Origin of the sequence: Flagellimonas sp., from assembly GCF_965601775.1 — a bacterium.
GTDB lineage: Bacteria > Bacteroidota > Bacteroidia > Flavobacteriales > Flavobacteriaceae > Flagellimonas.
The window spans coordinates 3282710-3307644 of the sequence record NZ_OZ271837.1; the positions used below are offsets into that span (position 1 = coordinate 3282710).

At 40.4% G+C, this 24935-nt stretch carries 21 protein-coding genes; 15 read left to right on the plus strand and 6 right to left on the minus strand.

Annotated elements, in window-relative coordinates; translation table 11 throughout:
• Positions 1–36: 36 nt before the first annotated feature.
• Positions 37–765: a hypothetical protein gene (locus tag ACSLUF_RS15140; protein ID WP_435623496.1), complete on the minus strand. Its 729-nt coding sequence runs from the start codon at positions 763–765 to the stop codon at positions 37–39.
• A gap of 128 nt (positions 766–893) precedes the next feature.
• Between ACSLUF_RS15140 and miaB the strand changes: the two genes are divergently transcribed.
• From miaB to ACSLUF_RS15180, 8 genes are all read left to right on the plus strand, one after another.
• Entirely contained in the window at positions 894–2357 is a 1464-nt protein-coding gene (gene miaB, locus ACSLUF_RS15145) for a tRNA (N6-isopentenyl adenosine(37)-C2)-methylthiotransferase MiaB (RefSeq protein ID WP_435625847.1), read from the plus strand.
• Between the two features lie 3 nt (positions 2358–2360).
• Complete coding sequence (locus ACSLUF_RS15150) at positions 2361–3638, plus strand: sigma-54 interaction domain-containing protein (protein WP_435623497.1); 1278 nt, start codon at positions 2361–2363, stop codon at positions 3636–3638.
• 24 nt (positions 3639–3662) lie between these two features.
• Complete coding sequence (locus ACSLUF_RS15155) at positions 3663–4181, plus strand: LptE family protein (protein ID WP_435623498.1); 519 nt, start codon at positions 3663–3665, stop codon at positions 4179–4181.
• A 6-nt stretch (positions 4182–4187) separates the two neighbouring features.
• Positions 4188–5072 (plus strand): hypothetical protein, encoded by an 885-nt coding sequence (locus ACSLUF_RS15160; RefSeq protein WP_435623499.1) that lies wholly within the window; start codon positions 4188–4190, stop codon positions 5070–5072.
• Positions 5073–5077: 5 nt separating this feature from the next.
• A complete protein-coding gene (secG, locus tag ACSLUF_RS15165) occupies positions 5078–5446 on the plus strand; it encodes a preprotein translocase subunit SecG (protein WP_435623500.1) in 369 nt (122 codons plus the stop codon).
• Positions 5447–5592: 146 nt separating this feature from the next.
• Positions 5593–5871, plus strand: a complete 279-nt coding sequence (locus ACSLUF_RS15170; protein ID WP_298997352.1) for a co-chaperone GroES — start codon at positions 5593–5595, stop codon at positions 5869–5871.
• A gap of 22 nt (positions 5872–5893) precedes the next feature.
• Positions 5894–7525, plus strand: a complete 1632-nt coding sequence (gene groL / locus ACSLUF_RS15175; RefSeq protein ID WP_435623501.1) for a chaperonin GroEL — start codon at positions 5894–5896, stop codon at positions 7523–7525.
• A gap of 128 nt (positions 7526–7653) precedes the next feature.
• Positions 7654–12405, plus strand: coding sequence for a hypothetical protein (locus tag ACSLUF_RS15180; protein ID WP_435623502.1), 4752 nt, complete (start codon positions 7654–7656; stop codon positions 12403–12405).
• On the opposite strand, the gene ACSLUF_RS15185 is transcribed toward ACSLUF_RS15180, so the two are convergent.
• The 4 genes from ACSLUF_RS15185 to ACSLUF_RS15200 form a co-directional block, all read right to left on the minus strand.
• Complete coding sequence (locus ACSLUF_RS15185) at positions 12394–13104, minus strand: heavy-metal-associated domain-containing protein (protein ID WP_435623503.1); 711 nt, start codon at positions 13102–13104, stop codon at positions 12394–12396. The genes ACSLUF_RS15180 and ACSLUF_RS15185 overlap by 12 nt on opposite strands.
• Positions 13105–13461: a heavy-metal-associated domain-containing protein gene (locus ACSLUF_RS15190; RefSeq protein WP_435623504.1), complete on the minus strand. Its 357-nt coding sequence runs from the start codon at positions 13459–13461 to the stop codon at positions 13105–13107.
• A gap of 23 nt (positions 13462–13484) precedes the next feature.
• Positions 13485–15719, minus strand: a complete 2235-nt coding sequence (locus ACSLUF_RS15195; protein WP_435623505.1) for a TonB-dependent receptor — start codon at positions 15717–15719, stop codon at positions 13485–13487.
• Between the two features lie 81 nt (positions 15720–15800).
• Positions 15801–16178, minus strand: a complete 378-nt coding sequence (locus ACSLUF_RS15200; protein ID WP_435623506.1) for an HYC_CC_PP family protein — start codon at positions 16176–16178, stop codon at positions 15801–15803.
• A 165-nt stretch (positions 16179–16343) separates the two neighbouring features.
• On the opposite strand from ACSLUF_RS15200, the gene ACSLUF_RS15205 reads away from it, so the two are divergent.
• The 7 genes from ACSLUF_RS15205 (at position 16344) to rodA (ending at position 24073) form a co-directional block, all read left to right on the plus strand.
• The gene (locus ACSLUF_RS15205) at positions 16344–16793 is read left to right on the plus strand and encodes a GAF domain-containing protein (protein WP_435623507.1); all 450 of its coding nucleotides are present in this window, start codon (positions 16344–16346) and stop codon (positions 16791–16793) included.
• A gap of 92 nt (positions 16794–16885) precedes the next feature.
• Positions 16886–18418, plus strand: coding sequence for a bifunctional phosphoribosylaminoimidazolecarboxamide formyltransferase/IMP cyclohydrolase (gene purH, locus ACSLUF_RS15210; protein WP_435623508.1), 1533 nt, complete (start codon positions 16886–16888; stop codon positions 18416–18418).
• 55 nt (positions 18419–18473) lie between these two features.
• Positions 18474–19502 (plus strand): rod shape-determining protein, encoded by a 1029-nt coding sequence (locus tag ACSLUF_RS15215; RefSeq protein ID WP_130615429.1) that lies wholly within the window; start codon positions 18474–18476, stop codon positions 19500–19502.
• Positions 19503–19563: 61 nt separating this feature from the next.
• Positions 19564–20379, plus strand: a complete 816-nt coding sequence (gene mreC, locus ACSLUF_RS15220) for a rod shape-determining protein MreC (RefSeq protein WP_435623509.1) — start codon at positions 19564–19566, stop codon at positions 20377–20379.
• A gap of 31 nt (positions 20380–20410) precedes the next feature.
• Positions 20411–20878 (plus strand): rod shape-determining protein MreD, encoded by a 468-nt coding sequence (locus tag ACSLUF_RS15225; protein ID WP_435623510.1) that lies wholly within the window; start codon positions 20411–20413, stop codon positions 20876–20878.
• Positions 20879–20931: 53 nt separating this feature from the next.
• Positions 20932–22800: a peptidoglycan D,D-transpeptidase FtsI family protein gene (locus ACSLUF_RS15230; protein ID WP_435623511.1), complete on the plus strand. Its 1869-nt coding sequence runs from the start codon at positions 20932–20934 to the stop codon at positions 22798–22800.
• Entirely contained in the window at positions 22790–24073 is a 1284-nt protein-coding gene (gene rodA / locus ACSLUF_RS15235; RefSeq protein ID WP_435623512.1) for a rod shape-determining protein RodA, read from the plus strand. The genes ACSLUF_RS15230 and rodA overlap by 11 nt, the downstream gene beginning before the upstream one ends.
• Here rodA and ACSLUF_RS15240 read toward each other — a convergent pair.
• Positions 24070–24870: a DNA/RNA non-specific endonuclease gene (locus tag ACSLUF_RS15240; protein WP_435623513.1), complete on the minus strand. Its 801-nt coding sequence runs from the start codon at positions 24868–24870 to the stop codon at positions 24070–24072. The genes rodA and ACSLUF_RS15240 overlap by 4 nt on opposite strands.
• Positions 24871–24935 lie beyond the last annotated feature (65 nt).

Below are 24935 nucleotides of genomic sequence, written 5' to 3' on the forward strand. Positions count from 1 at the left end.
AAAGCTTAAACAAAGTTGCGCCGAGAAATGATAAAATTATGCTTCGGAAGGGAACCCTACTGTATTTTTGTAGATGAAATAAATGGGCACCCTACCAAACATAGCAGTAAACAAAACTCCTATAAAACATAGTATAACACCCAATTGAGCTACTAGGCCGGCAACGATTAGGAGGCCAAAAATGATTAACCAATTTTTATTCCCCAATGCGAAGGATGCCTTGGTGATTTCCATAGGGGTCAATTCACGGTCAAAAGCAAAAAATGCAACAAACAACGACATGGGTACAGCAAGGTAAATCAAACCTAATCCACAGGCCAACATTCCAACAATAGAAAGTCCAGTTACTATTAATGCCAGCACAAAGGCCTTGCCCAAATAGGGTTTCTTGAAATAGAAGAAGTAATCATCCTTTACTGTCTGATCCATATCCGCCATTTTACAAATACGCAAAAAAGCGGCGCTTAAACAAGTAGAAAACGTCGTTACCCCAATCACCATTATTGGATAAAAAACCACGAAGAACAGAATCATGGACGCCGACAATTCTTCGCTTTCAAAGTAATAGGGGTCCATCATCCCTGCAGCCATCATGGGGATATAAGCAATAAGATAAAAAGGGATTAGCACAACAAAGGTGAGCAGAACTACGATAAATCCTTGCACCCAAACTTTTTTAAACAATTCAATTGAGGCGCTGAAAACGCGACCAAAATCTAGGGAATCGGATGTGTCAATTTTTTCAGAAACTTGATGAAAATTCATGATTGGGTTGGTTTTTGTACCCACCAAGTTAAGAATATCCCAAGAACCTAAAAATAGACATTAAAATACACTGCCAAATTGTCACTAAAACAGAATAAGCACTATCTTTGCCCTCCATTTGGTATATGATGAGTGAGAAAGAACATTCAGAAAAAATAATCAGCGAAGAGCAGCAAGGAAACACGCTTACACTTGAAAAAATTCAGGATAACACCCGTAAGCTTTACATTGAAAGTTATGGGTGTCAAATGAATTTTTCGGATAGTGAGATTGTAGCTTCCATTCTGGCCCAAGAAGGTTTTAATACCACTACGCAATTGGAAGAGGCTGATTTGGTTTTGGTAAATACCTGTTCCATTCGAGAAAAGGCTGAGCTGACCGTGCGAAAGCGTCTGGAAAAGTTCAATGCTGTAAAGAAAATAAATCCAGGAATGAAAGTGGGTGTGTTGGGCTGTATGGCTGAACGTTTAAAAAGCAAATTTCTGGAAGAAGAAAAGATAGTGGATATGGTTGTTGGGCCTGATGCCTACAAGGACCTACCCAACCTTATCCAAGAAATTGACGAAGGGAGAAATGCCGTGAATGTCATCCTATCTAAAGATGAAACCTACAGCGATGTGGCACCTGTTCGATTAAACTCCAATGGAGTCACCGCCTTTGTATCGATTACCCGGGGGTGCGATAACATGTGTACCTTTTGTGTTGTCCCCTTTACGCGAGGAAGAGAACGCAGTAGGGACCCACAATCCATTTTGGAAGAAGTGAACGATTTGTGGGACAGAGGTTTTAAGGAGATTACACTTTTAGGACAAAACGTGGATAGTTATCTGTGGTATGGAGGCGGTTTAAAAAAGGATTTTGATAAGGCTACGGATATGCAAAAAGCTACCTCGGTTAATTTTGCCAAACTTTTGGATATGGTAGCTCTGGCCCAACCTAAAATGCGTATTCGTTTTTCAACTTCGAATCCACAGGATATGACCTTGGATGTAATCGAGACAATGGCAAAGCGTGAAAATATTTGCAATTACATTCACCTACCTGTTCAAAGTGGAAGCAATCGTATTCTAAAAGCCATGAATCGCCTGCACACCCGCGAAGAATACTTTGAATTGATTGACAATATTCGAAGAATCAATCCAGAGTGTGCCATAAGTCAGGATATGATAGCTGGATTCCCCACGGAAACAGAAGAGGACCATCAAGACACTTTGAGCTTAATGGAATATGTGAAGTATGACTTTGGTTTCATGTTTGCTTATTCGGAACGTCCCGGTACCTTGGCAGCAAGAAAATTGGAGGATGATATTCCTGCTGAAACCAAAAAAAGGAGGTTGCAAGAAATCATAAACCTTCAGCAAAAACATGGGCTATTCCGAACGCAGCAGCATGTTGGAAAAACCGAAGAGGTGCTTATCGAAGGGCCTTCTAAAAAATCGGATGCACACTGGATGGGAAGAAATTCCCAGAACACCGTCGTGGTATTTCCAAAGGAAAATTATAAAGTGGGGGATTTTGTCAACGTAAAAATCAATGACTGCACTTCGGCGACGCTTATTGGTGAGGCGGTTGAATATTCAAAGAATAACTAGAGAATGGAAAGTGTCCAATCCATAAAACAACGATTTGAGCTCATTGGCAATGATACCCAGTTGAATCGTGCCATTGAAAAAGCAATCCAGGTGGCCCCTACTGATATTTCGGTTTTGGTGACCGGGGAAAGTGGTGTGGGAAAAGAGGCCATTCCAAAAATCATCCATTCTTTATCCCACAGAAAACACGCCAAATATATTGCGGTGAACTGCGGTGCCATTCCAGAGGGAACCATTGATAGTGAACTATTTGGTCATGAGAAAGGGGCGTTTACGGGTGCCACTCAAACAAGAAGTGGGTACTTTGAAGTAGCTGATGGTGGAACCATTTTTTTGGACGAAGTAGGTGAACTTCCTCTGACCACCCAAGTTAGACTACTTCGTGTTCTGGAAAATGGGGAATTCTTAAAAGTAGGTTCCTCCCAAGTTCAGAAAACCGATGTGCGCATTGTAGCCGCTACGAATGTGAATATGTTCGAGGCCATTAAAAAGGAAAAATTCAGGGAAGACTTGTATTATCGATTGAGCACGGTAGAAATTAACATTCCCCCACTTCGCGAAAGACAGGAAGACATTCACTTGTTGTTTCGAAAATTTGCTTCAGATTTTGGACAGAAATACAAAATGCCCACAATCCGATTGGAAGAAAGTGCCATTGCTCTTCTCTTAAAATACAGATGGCCCGGAAATATCCGTCAATTGCGAAATATTGCGGAGCAAGTTTCCGTATTGGAGGAAAATCGAAGTGTTTCTGCCGCAACCTTGAGCAGTTATCTCCCCAATGCAACTCGCAGCAACCTGCCTGCCGTGATAGGTCAGGAAAAAAAGGAAAGTGACTTTAGCAATGAGCGGGAGATTTTGTACAAAGTACTTTTCGATATGAAGGGGGATTTGAACGATTTAAAAAAGCTCACCTTGGAACTTCTCCAAAACAGCGATACTCAAAAAGTACAGGAAGAAAATGAAACGCTAATCCAAAAAATTTACGGGAATCAAGAAGAGCAGTCTCTAGAAAAGGAAGAGGCCATACCAACTGAAGTTTTGCACTTGCCAGAACCTGTGGTTGAAAATCATGCCACGCAAATTTCCAGACCTTCGGAAGACCGGTATCATTTTGCAGAGGAAATCGAAGAAGAAGAAACACTTTCATTACAGGAAAAAGAGATTGAATTAATCAAAAAGTCCTTGGAACGAAACCGAGGAAAACGAAAAGCCGCAGCGGCTGAGTTGGGAATCTCGGAAAGAACACTTTATCGAAAAATAAAACAATACGATTTATAGCACGTAAATCCTTAAATTGGGCAGATGGGAAAAAAGATAATGATCATTGGACTGCTATTTGGAATGTTACAATTAGCAGGGTGTGGAGCCTACAATTTTTCAGGGGCAGACATTGGAACAGCACAGAGTTTTCAGGTGGATTTTTTTCAAAATTATGCCGATCAAAATCCTAGTTCCATCATTGTACCGAGTTTGGATAGGGATTTTACTTTAGCACTGCAGGACCAAATCAATAATCTGACCAGCCTTTCCTTAACGGGAAGTAACGGCGATTTGCTTTACGAAGGGGAAATTGTCGAATATCGGGTTACTCCGATGACGGCCACCTCAGACCAATTGACGGCACAAAACCGATTGACCATGAGTGTCAATGTGCGATTTTTTAATAAAACCAAGGAAGATGCTGATTTTGAAAAGCGATTTTCTTTCTTTTTTGATTTTGATGCAGCAGCTTCATTGACTTCCATTCAAGCACAGGCCCACGAGGAAATCTTTGAACGCTTGACCCAGGATATATTTAATGCCTCTTTGGGTAATTGGTAGCACATTATGAACGTTTCGGACTTTTTACATATTCTTCGGAAATCAAATACCATTCTGTCCCCTAAACAAACTAGGGAGTTGGAGGATATCATAGCTGAATACCCCTATTTCCAGGCTGCACGGGCATTGCATCTAAAAGGTCTCAAAAATTTGGATAGCTACAAATACAACAGTGCCTTAAAGGCAACTGCGGCCCATACTGCGGATAGGGACGTTCTTTTTGATTACATTACTTCGTCGGTTTTTGTACAAAACAATATTGCTGATTCCATTGCGGGGAGGAGTCCCAAACTTGAAGAGAAAAAGATAATCTCGGAGGAAATTGAGCCCAATCCAGATACTGAAATTTTCATTCCTGAATCGGAGGAAAACCCCCTACCCCAAAATATCGGGGACGCCGAGCAGATTTTGGACCCAAAACTGTTTGCTTCCAAGAATCCTAAACCCTTGGTTAAAGATAATAGAGAGGAAGAAACAAAAGCTGAAAGTCAACTTGGTATCGGTAAGCCCATACCCTTTACAAAAAGTGAAAAACACTCTTTTGTGGAATGGTTGCAATTGACCTCGGAGGAAACCACCAAGGAAATTGATGTGGTAGAACCTGTAGAAATAGATAAAAAGAGGAAGTTTGAGCTTTTGGACAAGTTCATAGAGAACAATCCAAAAATAGTCCCGAAGGAGGAACTAAAAACTAAGGTGGACATCAAGGATTCTGTCCGAATGGACAAAAACGAATTAATGACAGAAACTTTGGCCAAAGTATATTTGGAGCAAAAGAAATACAAAAAAGCCATTCAAGCCTTTAAGATATTGAGTTTGAAATATCCAGAAAAAAGTGGTTTCTTTGCCGACCAAATTCGAGCGGTCAGAAAACTGCAAAAAGAAAAGTAATTGCGATGAGTACGTTTACCATATTTTTAATTTTGATAATTATCGTTTGCCTGCTGTTGATGTTGGTGGTAATGGTACAGAACCCTAAAGGTGGAGGTTTGTCTTCATCGTTTGGAGGTAGCGGTAACCAAGTTGTGGGAGGTGTCAAGAAAACGGGCGACTTTTTGGATAAAAGTACATGGACATTGGCTACTTTGTTAATCGTTTTGATTTTATTATCCAACGTTTCCCTAAAAGGAAATTTCGGTCAAGCTGAATCCAAAGTGTTGAATGGTGATGATGTGGAGACCACGATTCCGGAAACGGTTCCAGAGCAGGTCCCAGAACAAGTGCCTGCTGCTGATCAGACCAATCCTGCGGACACAATCAACTAGGGATAAATGACATAATTTTATAGAAATGCCAGCTTGAATGACAAGCTGGCATTTTTATTTTATCAGAATGGCAGTTTTTTGGCAATGGCATAATTTCTGCCCCTTGAATCAAGAATTTTTAAAACAAATACCTAAAAATTAAAAATATGGCTAAAGTTAACATCAAACCATTAGCAGATAGAGTTCTTATAGAGCCCGTTGCAGCTGAGACCAAAACAGCCTCTGGGATTATAATTCCTGATACCGCAAAAGAAAAGCCCCAAAAGGGAAAAGTAGTGGCTGTTGGACCTGGAACCAAGGATGAGGCAATCACAGTAAAAGTTGGTGATACTGTCCTTTATGGCAAATATGCAGGCACTGAACTTAAATTGGATGGTGTCGATTATTTGATGATGCGTGAAAGTGACATTTTAGCAATTGTTTAATTAAATAAATCAACTATACAAAATGGCAAAAGATATTAAGTTCGATATAGAGGCACGTGACGGTCTTAAAAGAGGGGTCGATGCCCTAGCTAATGCTGTTAAAGTTACCTTAGGACCTAAAGGTAGAAACGTAATTATCAGCAAATCCTTCGGAGCTCCCCAAGTAACCAAAGATGGGGTGACCGTTGCCAAGGAAATTGAATTGGAAGATGCCTTGGAGAATATGGGCGCACAAATGGTTAAGGAAGTAGCTTCCAAGACCAACGATTTAGCAGGTGATGGTACCACAACCGCCACTGTTTTGGCTCAAGCCATCGTTAAAGAAGGCCTTAAAAACGTTGCCGCTGGAGCAAATCCAATGGACTTGAAAAGAGGAATCGACAAAGCTGTTGATGCTATTGTTACCAATTTGGCCAAACAATCCAAAAAAGTGGGTGACTCCTCAGAAAAAATCAAGCAGGTAGCTGCTATCTCTGCGAATAACGACGAAACTATAGGTGATTTGATTGCCCAAGCTTTCGAAAAAGTGGGCAAAGAAGGTGTTATTACTGTAGAAGAGGCAAAAGGAACCGACACTTACGTTGATGTAGTGGAAGGAATGCAGTTTGACCGAGGGTACCTTTCTCCATACTTCGTAACGGATTCTGAAAAAATGATTGCTGACCTAGACAATCCTTATATTCTACTTTTCGATAAGAAAATCTCGTCCATGAAGGACTTACTTCCTGTTTTGGAGCCTGTTGCCCAATCTGGAAAGCCCTTGTTGATTATTGCCGAAGATGTGGATGGTGAAGCCTTGGCCACTCTAGTGGTTAATAAATTGAGAGGTTCATTGAAAATCGCCGCTGTAAAAGCTCCTGGTTTCGGTGACCGAAGAAAAGCCATGTTGGAAGATATTGCCATCTTGACCAATGGTACCGTTATTTCTGAAGAAAGAGGTTTCTCCTTGGAGACAGCCACTGTCGATATGTTAGGAACGACAGAAAGAGTGACCATCGATAAGGATAACACTACTATCGTAAATGGTGCGGGTTCTGCCAAAAATATCAAGACTCGTGTGAACCAGATTAAATCGCAAATTGAAACGACTACGTCAGATTACGATAAAGAGAAGTTGCAAGAGCGTTTGGCCAAATTGGCCGGTGGTGTTGCTGTTCTTTATGTTGGTGCTGCTTCAGAAGTGGAAATGAAGGAAAAGAAAGACCGTGTAGATGATGCTTTGCATGCCACAAGAGCTGCTGTTGAAGAAGGAATCGTTGCTGGTGGTGGTGTTGCTTTGGTAAGAGCGAAATCAGTTCTTGGCAAAACAGAAACTGCCAATGCAGACGAAGATACCGGACTTCAAATTGTGGCTAGAGCCATTGAGTCTCCTTTAAGAACCATTGTAGAAAATGCTGGTGGTGAAGGTTCCGTTGTTGTGGCTAAAGTTATGGATGAAAAAGGTGATTTTGGATACGATGCCAAAGCGGACAAGTATGTAGAAATGATGAAAGTTGGTATCATTGACCCAACCAAAGTTACGAGGGTGGCATTGGAAAATGCGGCTTCTGTTGCCGGTATGATTCTTACCACAGAATGTGCATTAACTGATATAAAAGAAGATGCACCCGCTATGCCTCCAATGGGTGGTGGCGGAATGCCTGGAATGATGTAAGACTCAGTCTTTTACAATATATAAAGCCGCACTTAAAGTGCGGCTTTTTTTGTGGTACATACTTGTTAAATCCTTGGTAAATTGGATACTTGAAAGAGCGCTTTTTCGTATTTTCAAAAGAAAACCATATGAAACCGGTTCGCTATTGTTCTCTACTATCTTTCCTATTTTTTTTCAACTTCAATCTGGACGCACAAAAGCCAGAAACTATCCAATTAAAAGGAACATACGAATCACGTTTCCGTCATTATAGGGAGTCCGTTCATTTGCATGTGAACAAAACCACCTTCATTCAGGGGGATGAGATTTGGTGGACGGCCTATGCTTATAATAAAAAAAGCAATCTACCTTCAAATCCAACAAAAAACCTCTATTGCGGTTTATATGATTCTAATGGTAAGCAGGTTATCGAAGATCTTTTTTTATTTGAAAAGGGAGTAGCCCACGGTAGCTTTAAAGTAGATTCCACATGGAATTCTGGCACCTATTATCTCAAAGCAGGAACCAAGTGGATGAATAATTTTGAAGAAGATGTTCCTTTCGTTAAAAAAATAAGAATAACTAGACCTTTGGCCGAGATAGATTCGCCTACAATCCAAGAAAACTACGATTTACAATTACTGCCCGAAGGAGGACATCTGATAAACGAGACAGATAACATGGTTGGGTTTCGGATTATTGATGGTAATGGAAGAGGCGTACAGATTCTAAAGGGAGGAGTGTTCGATAGCGAAAACAATCAATTAACTGAGGTTTTCACCAATGAGGTAGGCCTGGGTCGATTCGAGCTACTTCCCAAGAAACAAAACACTTATACGCTAAAGGCCACCCTTGAAGACGGTACAATCATTGAGGAAAAACTTCCTGAGGCAAAGACCAACGGAATTTCCATGGCGGTAAATAACATTCTGGAGGAGAAACTGGTCGTCTCTCTGAATACAAACAATCAGACCTTTGAAGCCATTAAAAAAGACTCTTTTCATCTTGCCGTTCATCGTGACGGAATAATGTCTTTGAATTCCTTTGTCTTTGATAGTATTTCTAGAAACATAAGAATCAACAAAAAAAATCTCTTGCCCGGCACAAACATCATTACCTTGTTTAATCAAAATTTGGAGCCCATAAGCGAACGTCTTATTTTCAACTTTAACGGACTGAAGTTGGCCAATGCATCTGTGATAAAGGGCAAAGAAAAAAAGGACTCCGTTTATCTTAAAATAAAGGCTTACACCAAGAAAAATAAACCCGTTTCTTTAAGTGTTTCTACCTTGCCTTCTTCAAATACCCACAGTCTTAAGGAATCCAATATTTTTTCTTCTTTTCTTTTACATCCCTATCTCAAATCAACAATAGAGAATTCATCCCGATATTTTTCAGATTCTGATAGAATTAAAGAATATGAACTTGACTTGGTAATGCTCACCCAAGGTTGGAGTAGTTACGACTGGGGACTCATTTTTAATGGGGAACCTGAAATCACATATCCCTTTGAACATGGAGTAAACGCAAAACTGAAATTAAACTCCGAATTAAAAAAAGAAGAGCGTTTAGCATTGATTGGAGATGGTATCGGTTCTATGGTTTTTCTTGATTTGGATGAATCACAAACTCTTGAGTTGACGGACTTGTTCTCAAAAAACGGTGACACTCTTAAATTTTCCATTCGAAAGAAAAGGGGAGGGTTAAAAAAGCCCGATTTGGAAGTCAAATTTCCTAGCGTCAAAAAAAGTAACGATTCAACGTATTTAGCTAAACATTTCTTACCCGAAGAGTTGTTCTTGAATCCGTTCTCGAATGAACCTTTGGCAGACATCCCGTTTAAACTATCAACGGACATCATTGAATTAGAAGAAGTGGTACTGACCGAAGAAAAAAGCAAACCCAAACTCGTAAGAAAATCGGCCTTAATAAATGATTCCTTTACAGGAGTCAAAATCGGAGAAAAAGAAATTAAACACAACCAATTTTTATTGGATTTCATAGCGAAAAACGGGTTCATTGTAGATTTCGTTATACAAACGGGACAAGTAATCATACGCAATAACAGGCCTGGTTTTCAAGGAAGTAGGGCAATTGCACCTGATTCTAACGGAAACGCTCGAGGTGCTGCTCCAGCAGGGCTTAGGGTTTATGAAGATGATTTTTTAGTCAATGACCTAAGACAACTCCTCAACGTACCCATGAGCGAAATAGACGAGATCTATTTTGAACGAAATGGAGCTTCAGGAGACACATTTGATTCCCAAAATGGGGTAATTCGGATTTACAGGAAGGTAGGTCCCCGCAAACGATCGAATTCAATCTATTTTGCCAATAAATTGGTGGAGAACAGTTTTTCCAGGCCTAAAACCTTTTACAGACCAAAGTATGTTGCAACCGGAGGGGAGGCCTTTGAAAACCATGGCATTGTGCATTGGGAGCCTCAATTGACAACGAATAAAAAAGGGGAAGTCGAATTAAAAATTCCAAAAGACAGCATTTCTTCAGTCAAAATTTTTGTTGAAGGCATAGGAGAAGATGGTTCTCTCATTTCCCACACGGAAGAAATCCCATTGAACGGTTCCAACCAAGACAGCGGTAGTTATAAACTACAGGATAGTTACGAGACCCACTTTTCAGATCAAAGGGAATCTGTTCATTTACACTTGAACAAAGATGTCTTTTTTGTAGGAGAAGAGATTTGGTGGTCTGCTTATTTTTACAATAAAAAAGCTGGAGAGCCATCACTAAAAACAACCAATCTTCACTGTGCCATTTATGATGCCAATGGAAATCGAGTAAGCGGTGAAATGTTCTTAGTAGAAAATGGGATTACCCATGGAAGCTTCAAACTAGACAGCTCCTTTAAAAGTGGCACGTACTACATAAAAGCTGGCACAAGCTGGATGCAGAATTTTAAGGAAGAGGACGGTTTTTTAAAAGAGATTACGATTATCAACGAAACCATTACCGAAAGTGAACCATCCGAGAGCAAGCCATACAACCTACAAATTCTTCCTGAAGGCGGACATATTATAAAAGGAGCCGAAAACACCATAGGAGTCAAACTTGTGAACAGTAATGGAATGGGAATGGAAATCAAGGAAGGAAAAGTTATGGCCCCAAATGGTGAAAAAGTAGCCGATGTCATTACCAATACCTATGGCGTTGGTAAATTTGTACTACCCGGAAACCTTGAATACCCACTGACGCTGAAGGCTCTATTGGCCAATGGCGAGACCATTGACAAAAAACTTCCGGAACCAAAACAGAAAGGTGTAGTCATAAATGTCAACAACATCTTAGAGGATAAAATTGTCATTTCCTTGAAAACCAACCCGTTTACCCTAAAAAAAATATCGGGTAAGAATTTCCACATTGCGGTTCATCGTGACGGACTTATGAACCTAAAAACTTTTGAAATAGACGAACTCAAAAAAGTCATCAAAATTGATAAGAGTAAACTGTTGAGTGGAACTAATATCATTACACTTTTTGATGAAGATTTAAACCCAATCTCAGAAAGATTGGTATTCAATTACCAAAATCTAAAACTGGGTAATCTGAAGGTAGAAGCACCCCAAAGAAAAAACAAGGATTCCGTTTCAGTATTCATAAACGCATTTTCAAAAAACAACAGTCCGGTATCCCTTAGCGTCTCAGCCCTCCCATCGGAAACTACATCAAAAAATACCCACTCAAGTATTGTTTCCAATTTTTTGCTCACTCCCTACTTGGGGTCGGAAGTTGAAAATGCAGCTAGATATTTTGAGAATATCGATAGAACTAAAGCGTATGAACTGGATCTAATCTTATTGACACAAGGATGGAGCAGTTATGATTGGACCACCATTTTTGATGGCCCTCCGAAGATTGAATATCCCTTTGAAAATGGAATTTTGGTCTCTGGCAAATTGAATTCCAAAATAAAGAAGGGGGATCAATTGGTCATCCAAGAAGGAAATATGTTTAACATGAAGTTTGTGGAGCTTAGAGACTCAACAAATTTCCAAATAAATAACTTTCTTCAATTCAATGGGGATACTTTGATGCTTTCGTTAAGGAACAGGAACAAAAAACTAAGAAGGCCAGAAATGGAAACTAAATTCTTGTCAACTACAGTGTTTGGGGATTCTATTACCCAAGAATCCCTCGGAAAGAAAATCCCTTTTGATATCCCTAAAGAAGTTAGCACCCAAAATGGCACTTCGTCTAGAAAACCACTCTTTACGCAGGACAACACTATTTTTCTAGAAGGAGTGACAGTATCTGAAGAACGGATTGAAAAGAAACTGACACGAGCTTCACCTCTTATCAATGGCTTATTCAGCGGATTCAAAATATCAGATGATGATGTTAAAAGAAATCCTTTGTTATCGGATTTTATTAGAAGGCAAGGGTTCCGTGTTCAAGAAGATTTTGTGAATAATACTTTATCTATATCAAGTCCCATACCGTTCTCAGGGCCGGTAGCTGTGTATGACAATGATATGCTCGTCACAGATGCTAGTCAGTTTGCAAATACCCCTTTGTATCAAATTGACGAAATTTACTTGACAAAAGACGGGCTTTTTGAAGGACCTGACTTTGGAGGCGGCACGATACGAATTTATAGAAAAACAGGTGGCTACTTCCCTACTACCCCAAGCTTTGCCGAAAAGCTGGTGGAAAATAGTTTCACAAGACCCAAAGAATTCTATCGTCCTCAATACAATTATTCAAACGAGAGTTTTTTGAGCAATGGTGTTGTGTATTGGGAACCCAATTTGGTGACAAACCAAAGTGGAGAAGCAACCCTGACCTTGCCGGATGACGGTGTTACTAATGTTACCCTATACTTTGAAGGAATGGCCGATGATGGTACGTTGATTTCACACAGTGAAAAAATCTCATTGGACTAGCATAAAACCCGCCATCACCAACATCACTGCATTTTCAATAAATGTGGCCTCTGTCATAGGAAGATTCAGTGCAGTCCCTAAACAGGCACAACGAATGGATTTTTTATCTATCAAAGCCTTCGTCACTCCAATGGTCGTTATCCCTAAGATGACCACCGTTACCCAGAGCGCAATTGGAACTTGGATTCGCATTAAAAACAGCAGTCCAAGTATCAATTCAATAAATGGGTATATCCAACCATAGACAGGAAGTACTTTGGCAAGTGGGTCATACATTCGAAAACTTTCTGGGAAGCCTTTTAAGTCCAAAAACTTGAAGAAACTAAATACGATGTAAAACAATCCCATAAAATCCAGCATGGCTTCGGAAGTGCTCCAGTCTTTATAGTTGAGCAAAAATGCCGTAACAAAGAGATAGGTAAAAATCAAGAAAAGGGGGCGTAACTGCCCCCATTTTGATTTTTCTTCAGAAATAGCCGGCTGTGTAGGGATATTTCCTTTTTCCGTAATAGTATATTTTGATGGTAGCACAGATTGTAAGTGAGCCAAGGAAATGTTTTGGGACATTTCCATTTTGGCTTCGCCATTTTCCAAATCCACAGCTACGTCCAAAACACCATCTACCTTGGACAGTTTATCCTCAACTGAGGCCACGCAACCCTGACAGGTCATCCCCGTTACTGAATAGGTTTGTTGCATTTAGTGTTTTTCATTATGGTTCGAATCGAGTTCCCGGTACCTGCAGCAAGGGTGAACACTTTCATACGCTTCTTGCGTAGCTTTCAACTCCTTGGTATCGTGACCCGCTTGTACTATAGCAGATTTGATTTCCATGGAATTGGTTTTCCGTTCATCCACCACTAAAGACAATTGATGCGTTGGAATATCCCAAATCGCATATTTTACCCCTGGTACACCAAGAGCGGCTTTTTCAATACGTACCTTACACATGTCACATACACCATCCACCTCAAAGGTCATTTTCTTGTTTTTTTCCTGCCCAAAAGAGACTATCGTTATCAACAAGCTTGCTAAAATTACTATTCCTTTTCTCATTTTTTAAATATTATCTATTCGTATTATGTTTTAAATCGAAATCCCAGATATACCATTCTTCCCAAAATTGGTGCAAACACTATGGAAGTATCAAAATTTGGTCCAAATGGGTCTTGCGCACCCAATATTGGATCGTCCTGTCTAAATCCGGTCAGGTTCTCCCCTCCCACGTATACTTCGAATTTAGAAGAAAAGACACGGGTTATTTGAGTATTCATAAGACTATATCCTTCGGCAAAATCACCCAACTGAAATTCAACGGGGTTTGAAGCCGTACTCGGTAATCGCTGCCTTCCCAAAGCATGAATGGTATAATCAAATCGCCATTGACTTCCATTTTCCTTTGGAATGGTAGTATATCCAACGTTGGCAAAATACCGATGTTGCGCCTGCAAGGGTCTTTGCAACAAACCTGTTTGATAGGTCGTTTCCACATCGTAATATTTATAAGCCATTCGTAATTCTACGTTTGGCACAACTTCATGGTTCACCTCAACTTGTAAACTATTGGCAAAACTCTCTCCATCCAGATTGGAAAATCGAACCGCATTGGGGTTTTCCCAATCTACAACCACTTGATTTTGGAAATCGGTTCGATAAAAATCCACCGAAAACGAACCTGGACGGTTTAGCCAAGTAAATTTCTGAAGAAAACCGAATCCAAAATTGACTGCCTTTTCCGCATCAAATCCATAAATGTTACCACCGTTCCCAGCCAATTGAATTGCGCGGCTGGAGGCAAATAGTTTTTGATTTTCCGCAAAGATGTTAGCGGCTCTTCTACCCAGTCCAAAAGAAGCTCGAAGGCTTCCTCTTTCCCAAGGGGTATATCGCACATGTAGTCTAGGAGTGAAAAAATTTCCAAGCCTGTTATGGGTGTCGAAACGAAGGCCAGCGGTAAAACTTAGTTTTTCCAAATTGGTATAGCTGTACTCAAAGAAAGCACCCAAAGATTGGTCCGTTCGGCTAAATCGTTGCGTATTTACCAATTCATCGTAACCATCATATGCAAAAGTCAATCCTGAGGTAAACTTGTGTTTTGTATTTCCGATAATGGAATTGAACAAGAAATTGGAATAAATGCTTTCGTGGTCGATATCGTACACATTGAATCCGTAAAAGGAATCCTGGGCATGATTGCTATACGAGGCTTGAAATCCAAAGCTTTGAAAAGGCAACTCAGGAAATACATATCCTAGTTTTAATGAACTATCAAACCTTCGGGTATCGATTTCACTTCCCCAAGCATTGGTAGTGAAACGGTCCGTTTCTGGATTGAATTCCGATTGACCTACCTGTTTTTCATCGTTCAAAAAACGAACGTTAATAAAGCTCACCCAACCCGTTTCCGGATTTTGGTATTGCCACCGGTTCATCACATTGATTTGATTGGCCAAGGGAATGTCCAAAAATCCATCATCATTGTTATCAACCTCAACATCCCTTCGATTACCATGGATAAAAAGTCCTGTACTCCATTTGTCCGAAAGCTTGGTGTTCAAATGCGTATTCAGTTCTAACCTACCATTTAAATTGGCATATCCGTTTACAAAAACCGGCACATCCAATAATGGCTTCTGCAATTCCGTGTTGATTTGACCTGAAATACTTTCATACCCATTGGTCACACTACCCGCTCCTTTGGTAATTTGGATGCTTTCTATCCAAGTTCCCGGAGTAAAGGTGAGTCCGTAAGCCTGCGATGCCCCACGCACCATAGGAATGTTTTCCTGCGTAATCAAAAGATAAGGGCTGGTTAGGCCCAACATCTGAATCTGCTTGGTCCCCGTCAAGGCATCATTAAAATTGACATCAATTGCAGGATTCGTTTCAAAACTCTCCGATAAATTGCAGCATGCCGCTTTAAGAAGTTCTTCGCTATTTACGGTAACCACATTTTGCGCAGAAAAAAAGGCTTTTTCCACCGTTTCTATCTTCTGCTCAACAACCACTTCATCCAATTGGTTTGAAGGTTGCAACCAATGATGCACCTTTCGAGGAGCATCGATGGTCAAGGTATCTGTCCTAAAGCCAATATAGCTTATGACCAGTTTGTTGTATTTAGGATTGTATGGAATGGTGAAAGTTCCATCCTCTTGGGTTATTGTCCCCAAAGGAGAGTCTAACCAGTACACGTTGGCCCCAGCAAGGCCTATATGTTTATTTTCTGCATTGGCTTCCATGACCATCCCCTCTATTGTATCCTGAGCGGTCAGTATAATGGGAAACCAAAAAAGTATAATGCTTATTTTTTTCATGTATATATTGAATCATTGCGAATAAAATAGTTCCTTCCCTGACCTGCTTGAAGTCAAGGCTATTCATTTCGATTCAATACATCATATTAAGAAGACTTGGTCCAGAACATGAATGTCCCTGACCAGAATAGGAGGTGGATATTCCTCATGAGGAACTGGCAGCTCATCAAGAGGAACAAGTAAATCCAAATAAGAAGTTGAAAAAGCAACTAGAAAAACCTGTTGTTCCAAATCAAAATCGGACCAAGTAAGTTTTAGGTCATCCTGACCAGTCAAAACAAAGGATTCATCATCGCAACAATGCGGTTTTTTGCTATCCTTTTCCAAAAGGGCAAAGGCAGATTCCATCCCACAATCATCTGCTTCCGAGAAAAAAGAAATATCCATAACACGCCCCATGCAAAGGTGTTTGTCCACACTCCACGATATTGTAGAGAGCAGTACCAAAAGGGACATCATTGTGGCAATTGTTTGTTGAATTCCTTTTTTCACAAGGCAAAAATACAAAATGTGCCGATTTTGCTCGTATTTATACTAAAGCTTAACCAAACTTTAGGGAATGGTGTGTGAAATTTTTTCGACTTTTACACGACTATTTTGAACTCTAAATACAAAGGAAATTCCATGTTTGAAGCTTTAAAATCTCAAGTCGAAAAAATTCTCTCTCAAGAAGAAAATGTAGATACTCGTCTTCAATTGGTTTGCGACCTTTTAAGGGAAGGGGTCAACTACTATGATTGGGTAGGGTTCTATTTCAGAAATGGAGACAAGGAGGAGCTAAAACTTGGCCCTTATGCCGGCGAACCAACTGACCATACCATCATCCCCTTTGGAAAGGGAATATGCGGACAAGTGGCTGTTAGCAATGAGAACTTTGTGGTCCCGGATGTTGCAGCACAGGATAATTATATCGCCTGTAGCATTACCGTAAAGTCAGAAATCGTTATTCCGTTACTCAAGAATGGTGAAAATATTGGCCAAATCGATATTGATTCCAATACGCCCGACCCATTTTCTGAGGAAGATGAGCGATTTTTGGAATTTGTCAATGAAAAAGTCGCCCAAATTCTTTAAAACTCAGCCCTTTTTGTTGATAAACCCTCTCTGTTTTTCATAACAAAAAATTTACTTTTGTGAGCTTAAGAAATTGATTTTTAAGTCACCACATGAGCACTTCCAAAAAAGCAACCAGCGCCTTAGTTTCAGTATTTCATAAAGATGGATTAGAACCCATTGTTAAGAAATTGCACGAGCTAGGTGTGACCCTGTATTCCACAGGAGGAACTGAAAAATTTATTAAAGAACTTGGGATTCCCGTAGTTCCTGTCGAGGACGTCACCAGTTATCCCTCCATCCTTGGAGGACGAGTTAAAACGCTTCACCCCAAGGTTTTTGGAGGTATTCTCAACAGACAGGACCATGAGGGCGACGTGGCGCAAATGGAAGAATTTGATATCCCACAGTTGGATATTGTGATTGTGGACCTATATCCTTTTGAAAAAACGGTAGCCAGTGGTGCATCTGAACAGGATATTATCGAGAAAATTGATATTGGGGGTATTTCCCTGATTCGGGCCGCAGCTAAAAACTATAAGGATGTGCTATGTGTGTCTTCAATGGAAGATTATGAAGACTTTTTGAATGTCATTTCCGAAGGGAACGGAACTACCTCTTTGGAAGATAGAAAACGATATGCTACCAAGGCTTTTAATGTTTCTTCCCACTATGATTCTGCTATTTTCAATTACTTCAACAAAGACCATGGAGTAGCTGCCCTAAAAATCAGTGAAACCCAAGGTAAGGTGCTTCGTTATGGTGAGAATCCGCACCAAAAAGGTTTCTTTTTCGGAGATTTTGAGGCCATGTTCGACAAATTGCACGGTAAAGAGCTTTCCTATAATAATCTCCTGGATGTAGATGCGGCGGTCAATCTTATGGAAGAATTCAAAGATGACGACCCCACTTTTGCCATCTTAAAACATAACAATGCCTGTGGTTTGGCCACCAGAAGCAACATTAAACAAGCCTACGTGGATGCGCTTGCAGGCGACCCCGTTTCCGCTTTTGGAGGCATTTTGATTGCCAATACCGAAATCGATGTGGAAACTGCCAATGAAATCCACCAGCTTTTCTGCGAAGTGGTCATTGCTCCAAGCTATTCTGATGATGCTTTGGAAGTATTGAAAGGCAAGAAGAATCGTATCATTTTAATTCAAAAAGAAATTGAACTTCCCAAAACCTTGACAAGAACATGCCTCAACGGGGCCTTGGTTCAGGAAAAAGACTCCAAAACCGATAGTGAAAACGACCTGGAAGCGGTTACCAATAAAAAGGCAAGCTCTCGGGAAATTGAAGATTTGTTGTTTGCTTCCAAACTGTGTAAGCATACCAAAAGTAATACCATCGTATTGGCTAAAAACAAGCAGCTTTGCGCTAGCGGAACTGGACAAACCTCAAGAGTAGATGCCCTAAATCAGGCCATCAATAAGGCGAAGTCCTTCAACTTCGACCTTGACGGAGCGGTTATGGCCAGTGATGCTTTCTTTCCTTTCCCTGATTGTGTGGAAATTGCTCATACAGCAGGAATACGAAGTGTAATACAACCAGGAGGCTCCATTAAAGACCAATTAAGCATCGATTTTTGCAATGAAAATGACATGGCCATGGTTATGACGGGCACTCGACATTTTAAGCATTAATTTTAGTACATTAGCCGATAAATTTTACCGTTAATCCAAAAAACCAAAACCTTTTATGGGATTTTTTGATTTCATGACCGAGGAAATCGCAATTGACCTCGGAACTGCAAATACCCTTATCATTCACCTAGATAAAGTCGTTGTGGATAGTCCTTCCATCGTAGCTAGAGACCGGGTTTCTGGCAAAATTATCGCTGTGGGACGAGAAGCTAATATGATGCAGGGAAAAACCCATGAGAATATCAAGACCATTCGTCCATTAAAAGATGGGGTAATTGCCGACTTTGATGCTTCGGAGAAGATGATCAATATGTTCATCAAGAACATTCCAGCTTTAAAGAAAAAATGGTTTCCACCTGCCTTACGTATGGTCATTTGTATTCCTTCCGGTATCACCGAAGTGGAAATGCGTGCGGTTCGCGAATCTGCAGAACGGGTAAATGGCAAAGAAGTATACCTTATTCATGAGCCTATGGCTGCTGCTATTGGTATCGGTTTGGATATTATGCAACCCAAAGGAAATATGATTGTGGATATAGGGGGTGGTACAACGGAAATTGCAGTAATCGCTTTAGGTGGAATTGTATGTGATAAATCGGTGAAAATTGCAGGTGATGTCTTCACCAATGACATTATTTATTACATGCGTACCCAACACAATCTATATGTAGGAGAAAGTACGGCCGAAGCCATCAAAATTGAAATAGGTTCTGCAACAGAAGATTTAAAATCGCCACCGGATGACAAATCCATTCAAGGGCGGGATTTGCTTACTGGAAAACCGAAACAAGTTCATGTCTCGTACAGGGAAATAGCCAAAGCCTTGGATAAAAGTATTTTGCGTGTTGAAGATGCAGTTATGGAGACTTTATCTCAAACCCCACCCGAACTGGCGGCAGATATTTATAATACAGGTATATATTTAGCTGGAGGCGGTTCCATGCTTAGAGGTTTGGATAGAAGGCTTTCCCAGAAAACGGACTTACCTGTTTATATTGCCGAAGACCCATTAAGAGCTGTAGTTAGAGGAACGGGAATAGCACTGAAAAACCTGGAGCGATACAAAAGTATTCTTATAAAATAGGCGCGTATTGAACATAATTGTGGAAGACAAACTTCTGCGTCCATTCTAACCCAACGATTGCATGCAACGCATCATCAATTTTATACTCAACTATAGAAACGCTTTTCTCTATGGTTTTTTGGCTTTGATTGCGTTGGTACTAACGGTTCGGTCACATTCCTATCACCAGTCACGATTTTTCAATTCTTCCAAATGGGTTACGGGAAAAGTATATGGTAGTGCGGCAAGTATATCCGGTTATTTTTCCTTGCAAGAAGAAAACTCAAGATTGATCGAAGAGAATGAACGTTTACGAAGATTATTGTTCAACGCTCCCAATGAAATTCAACAAGCTTTAGACACCACTGAACTGGAGTACAGTGTGACCAATGCCAAGGTGATTAAAAATAGCTTTTCATCACCTAGAAATTATTTGACTATTAACAAAGGAACCAACGCTGGAGTCGAACAGGATATGGGAGTAATTACTACCGAAGGTATTCTGGGAATTGTTGAAAATACTTCCTCCAACTTCTCAACCGTCCAGAGTGTTTTGAATACCAAATCGAATATCAATGCCAAAATAAAAAACACAGACTATTTTGGGTCTTTGGTCTGGGACGCCAGAGATTACAGAGTGGTTCAACTTGTGGATATTCCTAGGCTAGTGCCTCTTGTGGTTGGAGATACTATCGTTACAGGTGCCATGTCCAGTATTTTTCCCGAAAACATTCCTGTTGGTGTCATCAAAAAGTACGACTTAAACGCTTCCAAGAGTTTCTATAACATTGATGTTGAGCTATTTAATGATATGGCGAATGTCAAGAATATTTATTTGATAAGAAACAGGAACAAAAGAGAGATTGAGGAACTGGAAGAACTGACTGCGGATGAATAATGTTGTCTTTTTAAATATTTTAAGGTTTGTCTTGCTTGTTCTGACACAGGTATTGATTTTCAACACCCTCAACTTTTTGGACTCCATCAATCCGATGGTCTATGTGATTTTTTTGTATTGGTATCCTATTAAGGGGAATAGGGCAGTTTTCTTGCTAACCGCTTTTTTATTGGGCCTTATCGTTGATGTATTTTCGGATACCCTAGCGCTACACGCTTTTGCTACCTTGACATCAGCATTCATTAGACCCCTGATTATGCGATTTTGTTTTGGGGTCAACTACGAATTTCAGAACTTTAGTTTTAAGAATACTACCAAGGTACAACGCCTCACTTTTTTAGGGTTGTTGGTATTAGCGCATCATTTGGTATTCTTTTTCCTAGAAATTTTAAGTTTATCGCATATCCTTTTAATTTTGAAGAAATTTTTAACGACTAGTTTGGTCACATTTTTCCTATGTGCCATGTTTAGTTCACTTTTTAGCCCCAAAACCGAATAAACCCAAGGTATTTGCGTTAGAAAAATATAGGGTTGTTTATATAGGTCTCACATATGAAAAAACTGTTACTTTCCTCGGTAGTTGTCATCATCGGTTTTGTATTTATAAGCCGTTTGTCCTATCTACAGCTTTTTAGTTTTTCTCCTGACCAAACGCTGGAGGATCCTGCAATCAAAGCTATTTATGATTATCCGGAAAGAGGTTATGTGTATGACCGCAACGGGGAACTATTGGTTGGAAATCAACCTGCCTATGATGTGATGGTCATTCCGCGTGAGGTGCAACCCTTGGATACCTTGGAATTTTGCCGTTTGTTGGGTATTGATAAAGAAGCCTTTATTTCGAAAATGAAAAAGGCCAGAATTTATTCCCCGAGACTGCCATCGGTTTTGGTTCCCCAACTTTCTAAGGAGGATTATGCTGGATTACAGGAAAAAATGCGTCATTTTGAAGGGTTTTATATTCAAAAAAGATCGCTTCGCTACTATGCAACAAATAGTGGCGCCAATGTTTTGGGTTATATCAGTGAGGTAAATGAGCGTGACCTTCAGAACAATCCGTATTACGTTGCAGGAGAACTTAAGGGACGAACCGGTATCGAAAAACAATATGAAGAGACCCTCAGAGGGCGTAAAGGCGTAAAATTCATTCAAAAAGACCGTTTTAATCGGGATATTGGTCCCTATAAGGCGGGCAAACTGGATACACTTCCCCAGCAAGGAAAAGAAATAAGAATTACACTTGACAAGACCTTACAGGAATATGGAGAACGCCTAATGAATGGGAAAAGAGGCGGAATCGTAGCCCTTGAACCTAAAACAGGGGAAATATTGGCCATGATTTCTGGCCCTACCTACGACCCAGCTCTTCTTGTAGGAAGAGAGCGGTCCAAAAACTATACTAAACTGCATTATGATACGATTTCCAAACCTACTTGGGACCGTTCCATTTTGGCAGAACCTTCTCCAGGATCTCCTTTTAAAACACTTAATGCCTTAGTGGCTTTACAAGAGGGGGTAATAGATACCTCAACCAAATTTAGATGCTACAATGGGTTTTATGTGGGTGGCGTAAAAAGAGGCTGTCACTGTGGAGGCGGTGTTCGCGATATGAATTCTGGTATTTATCAATCCTGCAATGCTTATTTCGCTGGCACATTCAGAAAAATTTATGACAAGTATCCAACCACGGACGAAGGAATGGACGTATGGGAAAAACATATGAAAAGTTTTGGTCTGGGAGGTTATTTGGGCACCGATTTACCCACAGGAAGACCTGGGCGAATCCCGAACCGCGCGTATTATGACAATGCTTATGGTGATAACCGATGGGCTTCTTCCTTTATCATTTCCAATTCCATTGGCCAGGGTGAAGTGGCGGCTACGCCATTACAATTGGCGAATATGACAGCAGCCATTGCTAATCGCGGTTATTTTTATACCCCACATGTTATAAAAAGTATTGGCAACAGCGGAGGTATTGATCCTAGATTTACGGAACCTCGATATACTACCATAGACCGCGAATACTTTGACCCTGTAATTGAAGGCATGGCCAATGTATACAAATATGGAACTGCCCGATGGGTTCAAATTCCAGGAATCGAAATCGCTGGAAAAACAGGAACGGTTGAAAACTTTGTCCGAATTGATGGAGAGCGCATGCAGCTAACCGACCACTCTGTTTTTGTTGCTTTCGCTCCGGTGGAAAACCCAAAAATTGCACTCGCGGTTTATATTGAAAATGGATACTACGGTGCGCGATATGCTGGACATATTGCATCGCTCCTGATAGAGCAGTATATCAAGGGAGAAATTACCCGAAAAGATTTAGAAAAAAGAATGTTGGAAAAAACCCTGGAACACGAATACGCCAAACCGTATAGTGGGGAACCTTTCAAGATAAACGAGTATGTCTGGTAGAGGACTGGTTAAGCGGATAGATTGGATTACCGTTTTTTTGTATGCCTTTTTGGTTTTTATAGGTTGGATTAATATTTATTCCACCACCTTAACCGACCCTAATACGTCCATTTTTGACTTTTCCACCCTATATGGAAAACAATTGTTTTTCATGATGCTCTCTTTAGGAGTGATTGTGTTGGTCCTCTTCGTGGAAACTAGTTTTTTTGAACGCTTTGCTTCTATCTTTTATATTTCTTCATTGGTGCTTTTAATTGGGCTTTTCCTTTTTGGAAAAACTATTGCTGGTGCTACTTCTTGGTATGATTTGGGATTTTTTAACCTACAACCTTCCGAGTTGGCCAAAGTAACCACCGCCTTGGCCCTGGCCAAATACCTGAGTGATATCCAAACGGACATCAAAAATAGAAAACACCAACTCTATGCGTTGCTGATTATTCTCTTACCTGCCCTGCTTATTTTGCCACAGCCGGACCCGGGAAGCGCCCTAATTTATTTCTCCCTCTTTTTTGTATTGTTCAGGGAGGGGTTTCCTCTGTATTATTTGGGCATTTTATTGATTATGGTCGCGCTTTTTGCAAGCACATTGATGTTCGGTACCGTCTGGGTTGGCATCGGATTGGGAATTCTAACCGTTCTTACTTTTCTTTTTAAAAGGAAGTCAACCAAAATACCCTTGTTGCCACTGAGTCTCGCATTGATTTTGGCCATGCTTTTTTCCTTATCCGTGAACTTCGTTTACGAAAACGTATTTGAGCAGCGTCATAGAGACCGTTTCGCCTTATGGTTAAGTCTGGAAAAAGATGAAGACAAGCTGGAAGAAATTCGCAAGACCATAGGATACAATACCTATCAATCGGAAAAAGCGATTGAATCTGGAGGGTTTTTCGGCAAAGGCTTTCTGGAAGGAACCCGTACCAAGGGAGATTTTGTTCCCGAACAGCAAACGGATTATATTTTTAGTTCCGTAGGTGAAGAATGGGGTTTTATGGGAACGACAACTGTCGTTATTCTATTTTCTCTCTTTTTCCTTCGTCTCATCTATGTGGCAGAAAGACAGAAAAATGATTTTAGTCGCATGTTTGGTTATGGCGTTATTTCCATCCTGTTTATGCATTATTTTATCAATATTGGGATGGTGATAGGCCTGCTGCCAACCATCGGTGTTCCCTTGCCCTTCTTTAGCTATGGAGGTTCCAGCCTAATGTTCTTTACCCTACTATTGTTTATTTTCTTGAAACTGGATTCCAACAGATTGCGTGACGGCATCTAAAATCGCCAGTTGGAAACTTTACTTTTTGATTCCATTTTGGCCTGCCAATCTTTGGGTTGTTTGTAAAAGAAGTCAATCCCAGTTTGTTTCTCGATTTCATCAACAGTAACCGCGAAATTCTGAAGTGGCGCATTACTTTCTTTATTTGGAATCAAGAATGAAATGGTTTCGATACCGTTTTTGGTTTCCCGATAAATGATTTTATAAAAAACCTCAGGTACATCAACATCTTCTTCTCCTATTTCTTCTAGATTGTTTTCGAGAACGCCACCCGTGATTATCACCAAATCCCCATACCGTTTGCACCAATACCGAACCTGTTGCTCCAATCGATTCCATACTCCTGCATTAAAATCCCGGTCTTGGGGACTAATGTTACTAGTGTAAAAGGTCTCATTGTATGCCTGTTCCGAAAATCTACGGTCACCGGCTGGAACCAAATGCCCTCGGTCGTACCCAGAACCTTTATAATTCCGCCAATCTGCCGATTTGGATTTTATTTCAGGGTCTTCGATGAAATAGGGTCTTCTTCGGTCATCATCGGTTAGATGTTCTCTTTTTAGTGGATAGACCACCCATTCTGCTTGTTCGTGGGGTTCGCTGTAGGACAACATAAAATATTCATGTTTTGCAATAGCTCCATAGGTGGAGGAAGGAAGCCAATCTTGGTCAATTATAGGGTTTCCATCGCCTTCCTTGTCCGAAGAATAGGTGGCTGGCGTGTAGAAGTTTTCAAAAAGCCAAAACCCTATGATGCAAATGGCAATTAGGAGGGTATAAATCGTTCTTTTACTCATAGGCCGCAAAGTAGCAAAATGCAAAGGTTTTAAAAATAAAAACAGGTCTTTGAACTTTGTCTAGC